This window comes from Bradyrhizobium barranii subsp. barranii, from assembly GCF_017565645.3.
GTDB lineage: Bacteria > Pseudomonadota > Alphaproteobacteria > Rhizobiales > Xanthobacteraceae > Bradyrhizobium > Bradyrhizobium barranii.
The window spans coordinates 2,241,556-2,255,713 of record NZ_CP086136.1; the positions used below are offsets into that span (position 1 = coordinate 2,241,556).

The 14,158-nt window shown below is 66.0% G+C and carries 10 protein-coding genes and 1 pseudogene; 6 read left to right on the top strand and 5 right to left on the bottom strand.

Going from position 1 to position 14,158, the window contains the following annotated elements; all coding sequences use genetic code 11:
- Positions 1 to 78: 78 nt before the first annotated feature.
- Together J4G43_RS10950 and J4G43_RS10955 are read left to right on the top strand one after the other, a co-directional pair.
- The gene (locus J4G43_RS10950; RefSeq protein ID WP_208084791.1) at positions 79 to 3,381 is read left to right on the top strand and encodes an acetyl-CoA carboxylase family protein; all 3,303 of its coding nucleotides are present in this window, start codon (positions 79 to 81) and stop codon (positions 3,379 to 3,381) included.
- A gap of 95 nt (positions 3,382 to 3,476) precedes the next feature.
- Positions 3,477 to 5,333 (top strand): sigma-54-dependent Fis family transcriptional regulator, encoded by a 1,857-nt coding sequence (locus tag J4G43_RS10955; RefSeq protein ID WP_208084792.1) that lies wholly within the window; start codon positions 3,477 to 3,479, stop codon positions 5,331 to 5,333.
- 195 nt (positions 5,334 to 5,528) lie between these two features.
- Here the strand turns inward: J4G43_RS10955 and J4G43_RS10960 are convergent, their stop codons facing one another.
- Both J4G43_RS10960 and J4G43_RS10965 read right to left on the bottom strand, forming a co-directional pair.
- The gene (locus J4G43_RS10960) at positions 5,529 to 6,083 is read right to left on the bottom strand and encodes a flavin reductase family protein (protein WP_208084793.1); all 555 of its coding nucleotides are present in this window, start codon (positions 6,081 to 6,083) and stop codon (positions 5,529 to 5,531) included.
- A 57-nt stretch (positions 6,084 to 6,140) separates the two neighbouring features.
- The gene (locus J4G43_RS10965) at positions 6,141 to 7,238 is read right to left on the bottom strand and encodes an LLM class flavin-dependent oxidoreductase (RefSeq protein WP_063985464.1); all 1,098 of its coding nucleotides are present in this window, start codon (positions 7,236 to 7,238) and stop codon (positions 6,141 to 6,143) included.
- A gap of 240 nt (positions 7,239 to 7,478) precedes the next feature.
- On the opposite strand from J4G43_RS10965, the gene J4G43_RS10970 reads away from it, so the two are divergent.
- The 3 genes and pseudogenes from J4G43_RS10970 to J4G43_RS10980 all read left to right on the top strand — a co-directional run bounded on the left by J4G43_RS10970 (position 7,479) and on the right by J4G43_RS10980 (position 10,792).
- On the top strand, positions 7,479 to 8,393 hold the full coding sequence (locus tag J4G43_RS10970) for a 2-dehydro-3-deoxygalactonokinase (RefSeq protein ID WP_166349504.1): 915 nt from the start codon (positions 7,479 to 7,481) through the stop codon (positions 8,391 to 8,393).
- 13 nt (positions 8,394 to 8,406) lie between these two features.
- The gene (locus J4G43_RS10975) at positions 8,407 to 9,039 is read left to right on the top strand and encodes a 2-dehydro-3-deoxy-6-phosphogalactonate aldolase (RefSeq protein ID WP_208084794.1); all 633 of its coding nucleotides are present in this window, start codon (positions 8,407 to 8,409) and stop codon (positions 9,037 to 9,039) included.
- A gap of 80 nt (positions 9,040 to 9,119) precedes the next feature.
- Positions 9,120 to 10,792 (top strand): annotated as a pseudogene (locus J4G43_RS10980) (thiamine pyrophosphate-dependent enzyme).
- On the opposite strand, the gene J4G43_RS10985 reads toward J4G43_RS10980, so the two are convergent.
- Complete coding sequence (locus J4G43_RS10985; protein WP_038942774.1) at positions 10,789 to 11,154, bottom strand: hypothetical protein; 366 nt, start codon at positions 11,152 to 11,154, stop codon at positions 10,789 to 10,791. The pseudogene J4G43_RS10980 and the gene J4G43_RS10985 overlap by 4 nt on opposite strands.
- Before the next feature lie 68 nt (positions 11,155 to 11,222).
- A complete protein-coding gene (locus J4G43_RS10990) occupies positions 11,223 to 12,131 on the bottom strand; it encodes a PaaI family thioesterase (protein WP_208084795.1) in 909 nt (302 codons plus the stop codon).
- A 149-nt stretch (positions 12,132 to 12,280) separates the two neighbouring features.
- On the opposite strand from J4G43_RS10990, the gene J4G43_RS10995 reads away from it, so the two are divergent.
- On the top strand, positions 12,281 to 12,598 hold the full coding sequence (locus tag J4G43_RS10995) for a hypothetical protein (RefSeq protein ID WP_028151536.1): 318 nt from the start codon (positions 12,281 to 12,283) through the stop codon (positions 12,596 to 12,598).
- Between the two features lie 38 nt (positions 12,599 to 12,636).
- On the opposite strand, the gene J4G43_RS11000 is transcribed toward J4G43_RS10995, so the two are convergent.
- Positions 12,637 to 14,106: an amidase gene (locus J4G43_RS11000; RefSeq protein ID WP_208084796.1), complete on the bottom strand. Its 1,470-nt coding sequence runs from the start codon at positions 14,104 to 14,106 to the stop codon at positions 12,637 to 12,639.
- Positions 14,107 to 14,158 lie beyond the last annotated feature (52 nt).

The window sequence follows — 14,158 nt, forward strand, 5'->3', positions numbered from 1 at the left end:
CGAGCGCGGTTAAAGTGAAGAAGCAGGATCATCGAACCTGCCGACCCGCGCCTCGGCCCGCGGGCATGGAGACGCCGCATGTCGTTCAAGAAACTCCTGATCGCCAACCGTGGCGAGATCGCCATCCGTATCGCGCGCGCGGCGGCCGATGCCGGCATCGCGACGGTCGCGATCCATCCGGCCGATGACGCGCTTTCGCTGCACGCGCGCGTTGCCGACGAGGCGATCGAAATCCCCGGCCGCGGCGCGCGGGCCTATCTCGATATCGAAGCGGTGGTGAAGGCGGCGAAGCGCGCCGGCTGCGACGCGGTGCATCCCGGTTATGGCTTCCTCAGCGAGAATGCCGCGTTCGCCAAGGCTTGCGCGGATGCGGGGATCGCCTTCGTCGGGCCGAAGCCGGCCGCGCTTAAACTGTTCGGCGACAAGGTCGCGGCCCGGCAACTGGCCAAGCGTTGCGGCGTGCCGATCATCGCCGGCACCAGCGGGCCTTCGTCGCTGGAGGAGATCACGGCATTCTTCGAATCCCTCGGCAAGGGCGCGGCGATCGTGATCAAGGCGATGGCTGGTGGCGGCGGCCGCGGCATGCGCGTCGTGGAGAATGCCGCCGATCTCGCGGAAGCTTATGCGCGCTGCCAATCCGAGGCCAGCGCGGCGTTCGGATTCGACGGCGTCTATGCCGAGCGCCTGATCCGCCAGGCCCGCCACATCGAGGTGCAGATCATCGGCGATCGCCATGGCGCGATCTCCCATCTCTGGGAGCGCGAATGCACCATCCAGCGCAGGCACCAGAAGCTGATCGAGGTGGCGCCGAGCCCGTCGCTCAGCGACGCCTTGCGCGGCCGCATCATCGAGGCTGCGAGGCAGCTCGCGACCGCGGCGGCTTACGACAATCTCGGCACCTTCGAGTTCCTGGTCGACGGCACGGCCGAGGACAGCTTTGCGTTCATCGAGGCCAATCCGCGGCTTCAGGTCGAGCACACCGTGACGGAGGAAGTGCTCGGCCTCGACCTCGTCCGCGCCCAGCTTGCGGTCGCCGCCGGCGCAACATTGGCATCCCTTGATCTGGCACAGGGCGCCATCCGAAAGCCGCGTGGCTATGCCATGCAGCTCCGCGTCAACATGGAGACGCTGGACGAGCTGGGGGCGACGCATCCGACCGGCGGCGTGCTCGCCGTGTTCGAGCCGCCGTCGGGGCCCGGCGTCCGCGTCGATAGTTTTGGTTATGCCGGCTATAAAACCAGCGCGGCGTTCGACTCCCTGCTGGCCAAGGTCATCGTGCACACGCCGGGCGAAGCCTGGCACGACGTCGTGGCAAAAGCCTCGCGCGCCTTGCGCGAGTTCAGGATCGATGGCGTCGTCACCAACATCGCCTTCCTCCAGGCCGTGCTCGCACATCCCGATTTCAGGACCAACCGCATCGCGACCGATTTCATCGATCGCAACATCGCAAAGCTGGTCGAGGCGGCCGATGGCGCGGCAAAGCCGCTCTATTTTGCCGCCACCGAGCGAAGCGGCCATGGTGCGGAGACGCACGTCGCGCAGATCGTGCCCGAAGGTGCGGTGATGGTCGCTGCGCCCTTGCAGGGAACCATCGTCACCATCCAGGTGAAGGAAGGCGAGATCGTGCGCCCGGGCCAGCAGCTCGCCGTGATCGAATCCATGAAGATGGAGCATCTGGTCATGGCCGAGCAGGGCGGCCGCGTCATGAAGCTCGTCGCCGGCGATGGCGTGACCCTGATGCATGGCGAACCAATCATGTATCTGGAGCCGCTCGACGTCGCGGCCGATGCGTCGGCAGCGGAGGCCGATGTCGATCTCGACCACATCCGCCCTGATCTCGCCGAGATGATCGCGCGCCAGGCCAATACGCTCGATGCGAACCGGCCGGCCTCGGTCGAGCGCCGCCGCAACACCAACCAGCGCACAGCGCGCGAGAACGTCGCGCAGCTCGTCGACGACGGCTCGTTCATGGAATATGGCAGCCTTGCGATCGCAGCGCAGCGACGTCGCCGCAAGCTCGACGATCTCATCAAGAGCACACCGGCCGACGGCCTCGTGATGGGTGTTGCGACGGTGAATGCCGAGAAGTTCGGCGCCGAGGGCGGCCGCTGCATCGTCGTGGCCTACGACTACACCGTGCTCGCGGGCACGCAGGGCCACATGAACCACAAGAAGATCGACCGCATGCTGACGCTGGCGGAAGACTGGCGTGTGCCCTTGGTGTTTTACGCCGAAGGCGGCGGCGGCCGGCCCGGCGACACCGACCGACTCGGCATGACCGGCCTCGACGGCCCGTCCTTCGTGCAGTTCGCACGGCTCTCCGGCCTCGTGCCGGTTATCGGCGTGGTCTCCGGCTACTGCTTTGCCGGCAACGCCGCGATGCTCGGCTGCTGCGATGTCATCATCGCTACCAGGAACGCCTCGATCGGCATGGGCGGTCCGGCGATGATCGAAGGCGGCGGTCTCGGCGTCTATCATCCGGCCGAGGTCGGCCCTGTTACGTTCCAGTCGCCGAATGGCGTCATCGACATCCTGGTCGAGGACGAGGAGGAGGCGACGCGGGTGGCTCAAAAATACCTGTCCTACTTCCAGGGTGCGGTGACGGAGTGGCAAGCGGCCGACCAGCGCCTGCTTCGCGGCGCCATCCCGGAGAACCGCCTGCGGGTCTACGATATCCGCAGCGTCATCGATCTCGTCGCCGACAAGGATTCCGTGCTGGAGCTGCGCCGCGACTACGGCGTCGGCATGATCACCGCGCTGATCCGCATCGAGGGCAAGCCGTTCGGCCTGATCGCCAACAATCCGCGCCATCTCGGCGGCGCGATCGATGCCGACGCCGGCGACAAGGCCGCGCGCTTCCTCCAGCTCTGCGACGCCTTCGATCTGCCGATCGTCTCGCTCTGTGATACGCCCGGCTTCATGGTCGGCCCGGAGGCCGAGAAGACCGCGATCGTGCGCCACGTCTCGCGCATGTTCGTGACAGGTGCCAGCCTCACCGTGCCGCTGTTCGGCATCGTGCTGCGCAAGGGTTATGGGCTCGGCGCGCAGTCGATGATCGGCGGCGGCTTCCACGCCTCCTTCTTCACCGCGGCCTGGCCGACCGGCGAATTCGGCGGCATGGGCCTGGAGGGGTATGTCCGCCTCGGCTTCCGCAAGGAGATGGAGGCGATCGCCGACCCCGAGGAGCGCGAGACCTATTATCGCAACAAGGTCGCCGAGCTCTATGCCAACGGCAAGGCGGTCTCGATCGCCTCGGTGTTCGAGATCGACAACGTCATCGACCCCGCCGAGACGCGGCGCTGGATCATGGCGGGCGTGCGCTCGGTGCCGAAGCCGCCCGCGAGGACGAAGAAGAAGCGACCCTGCATCGATACGTGGTGAGCGCAGTGCAGCAATAGCTGCGTCCCGGTTCCCGATTGACATCCCCGCCTGTGCTGCCAGACTTTGCACAATAATGCAGGGTGGAGACGTCCGCGATGGCCAGCCTTTCGGCCTCGAACCATGTCGCCCGTGTCTTGTCCGTCGCCAACCACGTGGCCGACGTCGATGCCTCGTCGCGGATCGCCAATTCCTGGCGGCGCTGCGTAATCAGCCACAAGCTCGACCCCGCCCGCCAGGGCCCGCCGCAGACGCTGACCGAGGCCGAGATCCGGCACGTCGCCGAACCGATGGAGGAGACGATCCGGCTCGCGATGCCCGAGCTCGACGATCTCGCCCGGGTGCTGCGCGAGGCCGGCTACTGCGTCAATCTGGCTGATACGAACGCGACCATGCTGTTCAGCCGCCTGCCGGGCGAAGCCGACGCAAAGATGTTCTTGGACTGGAAGATCTACACCGGCTCGAATTTCGCCGAGACCTTCGAGGGCACCAACGGGCTCGGCACCGCGCTTGCCGAAGAGAAGCCCATCCTGGTGCATCGCGACGAGCATTTCCGCGCGCAGTGGCACATGTTCTCCTGCGCCGTGGCGCCGTTGTTCGATCAGGCCGGCCGGCTCGCCGGTGCCGTGAACATCACCTCGTGCCGCGAGGATCTCGAACGCGCCGCGCATCAGCTCGCGCTCGCGGTGACGATGGAGGCGACGCGGCGGATGGAGGGCGCGATCTTCCGCGGCCATTTCCGCAACGCTTGGATCGCCACCGTGCCGGGCGACGGCGGCAGCGGCCTGCTTGCCTATGACGACGATCGCCGCATCGTCGGCGCCTGCCGTTCGGCGCGCGCGCTGCTGGGCCTCACAGACGGCTTGATCGCATCGGGCATCGATCTGTCGCGCTATATCAAGTTCGATCATCACGCGGCGCGTGGTGCGGACGAGGTCGTCGAACTGCGCCGCGCCGACGGCAGCGCGCTCGGGCAGGGACATGTCGCGCCGCCGCTGCGGGCGAGGCCGTCCACTCAGCGTCGTGACGTTCCCGTCGATCGTTTCGATTCGCTGCATCGGCTCGCAGGTCGCGATCTCGGCCTGATCAAAAGCGTCAAACGGCTGCGGAGCATCGGCGACCACAATCTGCCGGTGCTGCTGCATGGCGAGACCGGCGTCGGCAAGGACGTGTTCGCGCGCGCGATTCATGCGGCGAGCAACCGCGCCCGCAACCATTATGTCGCGCTGAACTGCGCGGCGATGCCGGAGAGCCTGATCGACGCCGAGCTGTTTGGCTATGAGGCCGGCGCCTTCACCGGCGCGCGCCGCGACGGCTCGAAGGGTCTGATCGTGCAGGCCGACGGCGGCACGCTGTTTCTCGACGAGATCGGCGACATGCCGATCGCGCTGCAGACGCGCCTCTTGCGCGTGCTCGAAAACCGCGAGGTCTGGCCGCTCGGCGCGCTCAAGCCGGTGCCGGTCGACATCCGCCTGATCAGCGCGACCCATCGCGACCTCGGCCGCATGGCGGAGGAGGGCGCCTTCCGCGCCGATCTCTACTTCCGGCTGCGCGGCATGGACGTGCGACTGCCGGCGTTGCGCGAGCGCGCCGACAGAGACGATATCATCCGCCAGATCGCGCGCGAGGAGGCGCCGGATTGCCGCCTGTCGGACGAGGCCTGGGCGTTGCTCTCGGCCTATCCCTATCCCGGCAACATGCGCCAGCTGCGCCACGTGCTGCGGCTTGCCGGCTGCACCGCGGAGGACGGCGTCATCATGGATGCCGATCTCGATCTGCCTCCGTTCGGTGGGTGGACGGCAGAGCCCGATCTCGCAACGGCCGAGCGCGCGACGATCGTCGAGGCGCTACGCAAGCATGGCGGCCGCGTGACGGAAGCTGCCCGCGCGCTGAAGCTGAGCCGCGCCACCCTGTACCGCAAGATCAAGCAGTTGAAGATCGAGACGGCGCAGTAGCGTTCAGTCGCATGCGGCGTTCTTTCTTCCTCTCTCCCCTTGTGGGAGAGGGTGGATCGCCGCGTAGCGGCGAGACGGGTGAGGGGTCTGCCTCCGCGATTACTCCCTTTCGAGTTTGCGGAGACATACCCCTCATCCGGCGCTTCGCGCCACCTTCTCCCACAAGGGGAGAAGGGAAAACAGCAAGCGAGAAGCTTACGAAAAATCGCTCCAGCTCAGATGCCGCGAATCGAGGTCGCCGACTGAAACGGTGCCGCGGATTTCGTGAGGGACGTGGAAGCTGCTGCGCAGATACACCAGCGGCGCGGCCTCGTCGGAATGCGTGACGCCGCGCACCTCGCCGACGAAGATCGAATGCGTCTTGGTCTCGAATTCCTGCGCCAGCAGGCAGTCGAATGCGGCGACCGCATCCGTCAGCACCGGAGCGCCGGTTGTGCCGCGCGTCCACTGTCCGAACGCAAATCGGTCGTCGCCGTTGACGCCCTTCTGGCCGCTGAAGGTGAGCGCGAGCACGGCGTGGTCCTCGTGCAAGAAGTTGATCGCGAAGGCGCCTTCCTCGCGGATTCGCGCATGTGCGCTGGCGTTACGGTTGACGCAGACGATCAGGGACGGCGGATTGTCCGATAGCGAGCAGGCTGATGTCACCGTCAGCCCGGTGCGCTTGCCGTGCTCGGCGCCAACCGTGACCAGCGCAACCGCGCCGGCGCATTGGCGCATTGCAAGTTTGAAATCCTTTGCGTCGACGCTCACGCCGAAATCTCCGAAACGGGGGCGGGTGCGACACGATTGCGCCGCACCCGCCGCGCGTCAAGCGGCCTTCTTCGCGGAGCCGAGATGCTTCAGGCGCGGCATCACCTCTTTGCTGAGCAGCGAGAGCGAATGGCGCCAGGCCTCCGGCTTGTGCTTGTAGTCGAAGCCGAACACTAGCAGCACGCCGAAGCCGCCGACCTCGTCGTAGATCTTCTCGATCTTCTCGGCGACGGTTGCGGGCGAGCCGACGATCCAGTTCCGCTTGGCGCAATATTCGACGGTGACGTCGCTGTCGGGCACGTCAGGCGCGTGCTTCAGATAGTCCTTGAAGCCGAAATGGCCGAGCAGCGGCAGGAAGTACTCGCCCATCATCCGGCCCATCATGTCGCCGGTCGAGAGCTTCCAGGCCTCCTCGTCGGTGTCGGCGACGAACACCTCACGTACGAGGCGCCAATCCGCGCGGTTCGGCTTGCGGCCGGTCTTGGCGGCGCCGATCTCGACCGAATCCCAATGGCTGCCGACATAGGCCGGATTGAGGTTGAGGCTCATCGGAATGAAGCCGCGCTCGCCGGCGAGTTTCAGCGTGTCCGAGTTCTTCGAGAGCCCGGCAACGCCGATCGGCGGATGCGGGGCCTGGAGCGGCTTGATGTGGGGCTTGAGGAAGTCGAACATCGTGTCCGGCTTGGTCACGGTCCAGAACTTGCCCTTGTAGGTGAAGGGCGCGGGATCGGACCACAGCTTCAGGATGATCTCCAGCGCCTCGCGGGTCATGTCGCGGTTCTGTCCGCTCATGCCGTCGACGTTGAACATCGCCCAGTCGCTCGGCAGACCCGAAGCTGCGACGCCGAAATTGAGCCGGCCCTCGGAGAGATGGTCGAGCATCGCGACGCGGTTGGCGAGCTCGGCCGGGTGGTGATAGGGCAGCAGGAAGCCGCCCGGCCCGATGCGGATATTCTTAGTCTGCATCAGCGCCTGTGCGATCAGGAGGTCCGGCGTGGGATTGGGTTCCCAGGGCGCGGTGTGGTGCTCGCCGACCCAGGCTTCCTGGTAGCCGAGCTCGTCGAGCCAGCGCATGACCTGCAGGTCCCAGTCGTTTCCTTCCTTCAGGCCGCACTCCGGCGGATGCGAAGGCATCGTGAAATAGCCGATCTCCATGGGTTTCCTCATCTGATGTTGACGCGTCTTGTTGCGCGTTCCTGGACTTGAACAGGACAGCTTTAGCAAGCGGTGTGCCACCGCATCGCAAGCCGTGTGCCAGCGCGACGAGCGCCTCAGACCTGCGAAAAATCGCTGGTTTGAGGCGGCAATAGCCGATATCCCGGGGCAGATTTGCGCGCCGTCGTCTCATTGTCGCGAGACGGCGTCTTAGCCGTGAGACCAAGGATACCCGTTGAGATGACCGAACCCGCCTATGTCGCGGTGGACTGGGGCACCAGCAGTTTTCGGCTGTGGCTGATCGACCGCGCCGGCCAGGTGCTGGCTGAGCGCCGCAGCGATGAGGGCATGCTGGCCGCGGCCAAGGCCGGCTTTGCCGGTGTGCTGCAGTCGCATCTCACAGCTGTCGAGGCCCCGGCCCAACTGCCGGTGCTTGTCTGCGGCATGGCTGGCGCCAAGACCGGCTGGGTCGAGGCCGGCTATGTTGACACGCCTGCGCCGCTCTCTGCTGTGCTGAAGCAGGCCGCGCTTGTGCCCGGCGAGACGCGCGATATTCGTATCCTGCCCGGCATCGCGCAGCGCGATACCAGGGCGCCGGACGTGATGCGCGGCGAGGAGACGCAGCTACTCGGTGCACTCGGTCTCGAGGCCGCAGGCGAAGCGCTGGTCTGCATGCCCGGCACGCATTCGAAATGGGTGCGCGTGAAGGACGGCACGGTCGCGCATTTCTCCACCTTCATGACCGGCGAGCTCTTCAGCGTGGTCTCGCGCGAGACGATCCTGTCGCTCGCGGTCGCCGGTGCCGATGACGCCGAGGATGTCGCGAGCTTCAAGGCGGCTGTGAAAGTCGCCTATGAAGCGCCGGCCTTCGCGGCCAACCTTCTGTTCACAGCGCGGTCGCGGCAGCTCCTGTTCGGCGGCACACCGGCCGCCGCGCGCGAAACGCTGTCGGGCACGTTGATCGGCGTCGAGCTGGCGGCAGGGCTCTCCGGCACGGTGCCGAAAGCGGGCATCACGCTGATTGCCTCCGGGCGGCTCGCGATGCTGTACCGGCTGGCCTTCGATGCGCTGTCGGTCACCGTGCAGTCGATCGATGCCGATGAAGCCGTTCGCCGCGGCCTGTCGATGGCTGCTGCCGCGATCTGGACGAAATGAGAGGAATCTTGAGATGAGCGTTCCCTTTCCGCCGATGCAGCGGCCGCTGGTCGCGATCCTGCGTGGTGTGAAGCCCGAGGAGACCGAGGCGATCGTCGGCGTGCTGATCGAGGCCGGCATGACCGCGATCGAGATCCCCCTGAATTCACCGGAGCCGTTCCGCTCGATCGCGATTGCCGCGAAGCTCGCGCCGGCCAGCGTCCTGATCGGCGCCGGCACGGTGCTGACCGCCGCAGATGTCGATCGTCTCAACGACGTCGGCGGCAAGTTGATGGTCTCGCCGAATGTGGATACGCAGGTGCTCACGCGTGCACATCAGTACGCGATGGTGACGTTGCCGGGCGTGTTCTCGCCGACCGAGGCGCTGCTCGCGGCGCGCTCCGGCGCATCGGGTCTGAAATTCTTTCCGGCCAGCGTGCTCGGTGCGTCCGGTATTGCCGCGATCCGCGCCGTGCTGCCGGCGGGCGTGATGATCGCCGCCGTCGGCGGCGTCTCCGACCAGAATTTTGCCGAATACATGAAGGGCGGCGTGACCGCGTTCGGGCTCGGCTCCAGCCTCTACAAGCCCGGCATGACGGCCGCCGATGTCGCCGCTCGCGCAAAGGTGACAATCGCGGCCTATGATCGGGCGATTGTGAAAGACTGACCCAGCAATAAACAAGCCGTGATCCCGTCATAGCCGCGCTTTATCCTATCTTGCTGCAGCAGCGAGATCAGGAGACCGACATGGCGATCAACAACGTAGCCGATCTGTTCGTGGCAACGCTCGAGCAGGCCGGCGTCAAGCGCATCTACGGCATCGTCGGCGACAGTCTGAACGGTCTCACCGAGGCGCTACGCCGCCGCGGCACCATCGAATGGATCCATGTCCGGCACGAGGAGGTCGCGGCCTTCGCGGCCGCCGGCGAAGCCGAGATGACGGGAAGCCTCGCTGTGTGCGCGGGCTCCTGCGGCCCGGGCAATCTGCACCTGATCAACGGCCTGTTCGATGCGCATCGCAGTCGCGTCCCCGTGCTTGCGATCGCGGCGCAGATCCCTTCGGCCGAGATCGGCGGTGGTTATTTCCAGGAGACCCATCCGCAAAACCTGTTTAGGGAGTGCAGCCATTATTGTGAGCTGGTGTCGGATGCGAGCCAGCTGCCTTACGTGATCGAGAACGCCATCCGTGCGGCCGTAGGCCTGCGCGGCGTCGCCGTGATCGCAATGCCCGGCGACGTCGCGTTCCGCAGCCCGCCCAAGCGCGCGCTGTCGACGACGCGCGGGCTTGCGCTGTCGGCGCCGAAGGTCGTGCCGCAGGCCGACGAGCTGAAGGTGCTCGCGGACCTCCTGAACGGTGCCGAGCGCATCACCCTGTTCTGTGGTCGCGGCTGCGCCGGCGCGCACGCGCCGCTGATGCAGCTGGCAGAAGCGCTGAAGAGCCCGATCGTGCATGCACTCGGCGGCAAGGAGCATGTCGAGTACGATAACCCCTACGACGTCGGCATGACCGGCTTCATCGGTTTCTCCTCAGGCTATGCCGCCATGCACGCCTGCGACGCGCTGGTCATGCTCGGCACCAATTTCCCTTACAAGCAGTTCTTCCCGACCGACTGCCAGGTCGCGCAGATCGACATCCGCCCGGAAAATCTGGGACGGCGCTCAAGACCAAGACGCAGCGGAGGCATCTCGACGACGCCATCGCGCATTACAAGAAGGCGCGCGAAGGGCTCGACTCGCTTGCGAAGGGGACACCGGGCAGCAAGCCGATCCATCCGCAATATCTGGCAAAAGTCATCAGCGACCATGCCTCCGATGACGCCGTGTTCACCGCCGATGTCGGCACACCCACGGTGTGGGCCGCGCGCTATCTCGACATGAACGGCCGCCGCCGGCTGATCGGCTCGTTCGTGCACGGCTCGATGGCCAACGCGATGCCGCAGGCGATCGGCGCGCAGGCCTCGCAGCCCGGCCGCCAGATCATCTCGCTCTCCGGCGACGGCGGCTTCACCATGCTGATGGGTGACCTCATTACGCTGACGCAGATGAAGCTGCCGGTGAAAATCGTGGTCTTCAACAATGGCGTGCTTGGCTTCGTTGCGCTGGGGATGAAGGCGGCCGGTTTCGTCGACACTAATGTCGATCTCGAGAATCCCGATTTCGCGGCGATGGCGCGCGCAATGGGTATTTTCGCCAAACGCGTCGAGGACCCCGGCGAGCTCCCGGGCGCCGTGAAGGAGATGCTGGCTCATGACGGACCCGCGCTGCTCGATGTCGTCACGGCGAAGCAGGAGCTGTCGATGCCGCCGACCATCACGCCCGAGCAGATCAAGGGCTTCAGCCTCTGGGTGCTGCGCGCGGTGATGAACGGTCGTGGCGACGAGGTGCTCGATCTCGCTAAAACAAATCTGCTACCGCGCTAGCCCCGCTTCACCGAAGGCGCGGGCAGCCGCTCGTGGCGGTGCTGGAAGCGCTGCCAGTGCAGCACGATGCCGATCAGCAGGGCCGGCACGAAGCCGAGTGCGATCAGGAAATACGGCAGCTGCGTCGGCGAGATGAATGCAATGGCGATATCGGAGATCAGCCAGAGCGCTGCGAACATCACCGCGAAATCGGTGCGCGGGCAGCGCAAATAATAGAACACGGCGGTGATGACGATGGCGGGCCCGATCGCGATGCCGATCATCACCGCGGTCAGCTCCTTCGGCGTCAGCGCGTCGAGCACCATCGACGCCAGCAGCCAGAGCGCGGCGAACATGGCGATGATGTCGAGCGGATGCCGCAATCCAATACCTCTCGCAGGAACCGCGCTATCGTTGTGGCCGGAACTCCGGTCGTCAAGGGAAAATACGCCTATTCCTCGTCACTTCCGGGCGTTGGCCGCAGCATGAAATGGCCGAAAGCGGTGGCGATCGGCTTGTTCGCATCGTCCTGCCAGGCCCGCGCCTCGAAGGCGACGATGCGCCGGCCCTGTTTCACGATCGAGACATTGGCGACGGTATCGAGGGCACGTCCGGAACGCAGATAGTTGACGGTGAGTCCGATCGGCTTGGGCAGCGCCGCGATGCCGAGCTCGCGCCTCACGCCGAGGATCGCGGAGGTCTCGAGGAAGGCACCGGTCATGCCACCATGGATCGCGGGCAGGATCGGATTGCCGATGATCTGCGGCGAGAACGGCATCGTCAGCGTACCGTCGTTATTGACGCGAATGCCGAGGCAGCGCGCGAACGGGCTGTTGGCGAACGGGCCGTCCGGATCGTCGGGCGCCTCCAGCGTCGGGATGCTGCGCGAATCCATCCTGCGGTCCGCGAGCATGTTGGTGCGGTTGGCGCCGATCATGAAGCAGGCGGTCGCGGTTGCGACCGGATCGTCCTCGGAGTCCTGATAGGCGGTGGAGCGCACGAAGGCGATCGAGCGCGTGGTGCGGTAGCAGACCGAATGCGCCTTGATGTCGAGGCCCGGCGTTGCCGGCTTCTGATAATCGATGCGCAGGTCCAGGGTTGCGATCGCGCGCGTGCCGTCGAGTGCAAGTTGCACCGCCATGCCGCAGCTCTCGTCCAGCATTGCCGTGACGACGCCGCCATGCAGCACGCCGGTCTCGGTGTCGCCGACGAAGACCGGACGATAGGGCAGGCTGGACCAGGCCTCGGCGAGCGCGAAGCGGTCGAGCTGGAGCCCGCTGATATGGCCGTAGTCGGAGCGGCGGCCCTTGATCGCCTCGGCGAGTTCCTCGAACGGCAGCGTGGTGGGTGAAGTGGACATGACGACGTTCTAGACCAGTGTCGGTCGCCGCGCAAAACCCCGAAAGGGGCTCATTAGGCAGGTCTGTCTGGGCCGGTTTGGCCTCGACATGGTGTGCCGAAGCAACGATGGTGGGCGCTTCGTCCGTCGACTAGCCCCAAGGAGTGCCCATGGCCGACCCCGAAACACCCGCCACCAATCAGGGGCCCGTGACCATTTCGAGCTCCAGCTCGGAACGGGCACCGATCATCTATTTCGACGGCGCATCCTGCTTCGGACACCACAACGGCGCGATCCAGATCGAGCTCGCCGCGAACCTGCTGATGCCGGTCGGTGCCGCCGTCAGGGTCGACGTGGTCCAGACCGCGCACTTGCGTTGCAGCGTGGCCGCAGCGCTGGCGCTACGCGAGGCCCTCGACAAGGCGCTGGCGATGTACAGGCAGGGGCAGCAGCAGCCGGCGGAGGTGATCCCGACGGTGAAGAACTGAGATCGCGGGCGATCGCTTTTGAATGCGATCGCAATCTCTCAGCCCACATGCACCTTCGGCTTCTTGCCGCCGTTCCACTTGCCGTCGAGCGCGCGCTCGATCTGGGCGGCGAGTTGCAGGAGCAGGCCGTCATTGGCCTGCTTGGCGATGGCCTGGATACCGAGCGGCAGGCCGTGGTCTTGCTCTGCCATCGGCATCGAGATCGCGGGCATGCCGCAGAGATTGGCCAGCGGCGTGAAGGCGAAGAAGCGCCAGAGATTGCCGAACCAGTCGAGGACGTCAGGATTGTCGGAGATGGTGAGATATTCCCTGGTGCCGACTTTCGGCGTCGGCAGCGCGGTGATCGGCGTCAGGATCACGTCCCACTGCTCGAAGAACGCGCCGAAGCCGCGCGAGGTCGTGTTGAACACGCCTTGCATCTTCGCGCGTTCCGCGAAGGTCGTGTGGCGACCGGCCTCCCAGATCCGGATGTTCATGGGCTCGATCAGATCCTCCGGCGGCTTTTCCAGCCCGCGTGCGGCGAGCATGTTGGAGATCACCACGGCAAAATTGCTGATGTAGCAGGTGGTCTGTGCCGCGAACGCGGCGCGGAAGTCGAGCTCGGGCAGCGCGTATTCGACGTGATGGCCGAGGCCTTCGAGGAAGCGGCCGGTTTTCTCCAGCTCGGCGGCGATCTCCGGCGTTGCGGTGTAGTCGCCCCAGGTGTGCGACAGCGCGATGCGAAGCTTTGACGGGTCGCGCTTGATCATCTCCGAATACGGCTGCGCCGTGGTCCAGAACGGCATGAACTCGCCGGGCGCAGGCCCGCGCGCGTGATCGACGAAGGCAGCGGTGTCGCGCACCGAGCGCGATTGACAGCCCTGGATCGAGACGAGACCGGTGAGGTCGGACATGTGTGGGGCCAGCGAGAACACGCCGCGCGACACTTTCAGCCCGATATTGCCGTTGACGCCGGCGGGAATGCGGATCGAGCCGCCACCGTCGGTCGCATGCGCGATCGGGACGACGCCGGCCGCGACCATCGCCGCGCTGCCCGCCGACGAGCCGCAGGTGGTGTAGTCGGTATTCCAGGGATTGCGCGTCACGTAGACGGCGGGATTGTCGGCCGAGCTGCACACGCCGAATTCCGGCGTCGTGGTGCGTCCGATCAGGTTGAGGCCTGCCTGGCGGAATTTACCGGTGAGGAACGTGTCGGCCGCGGCGCGATTGCCGCGCATCAGCAGCGAGCCCATTTCCTGGAGCCGGCCCTTCATGGTCGGTCCGAGGTCCTTCATCAGGAAGGGCAGGCCGGCGAACGGGCCGGCGAGATTGGCGCCGTCCTTGGCCGGATCGGCGATCACGTCCTCGAACAGCTCGACCACGCCCGACAGTGCCGGATTGACCTTGGCCACGCCCGCCGCGGCCTGGCGCGCCAGCTCCTTCGCCGTCAGCTCGCCCTTGCGGACGCGCGCCGCCAGTCCGACGCCATCGTGCTGCGCCCATTCGTTCCAGCTCATCGGCAAAGTCATGAAGTCCAAATCCCCGTGGGTAGCGGCGTCACCTTTTTCGCAAGGGCCCGCG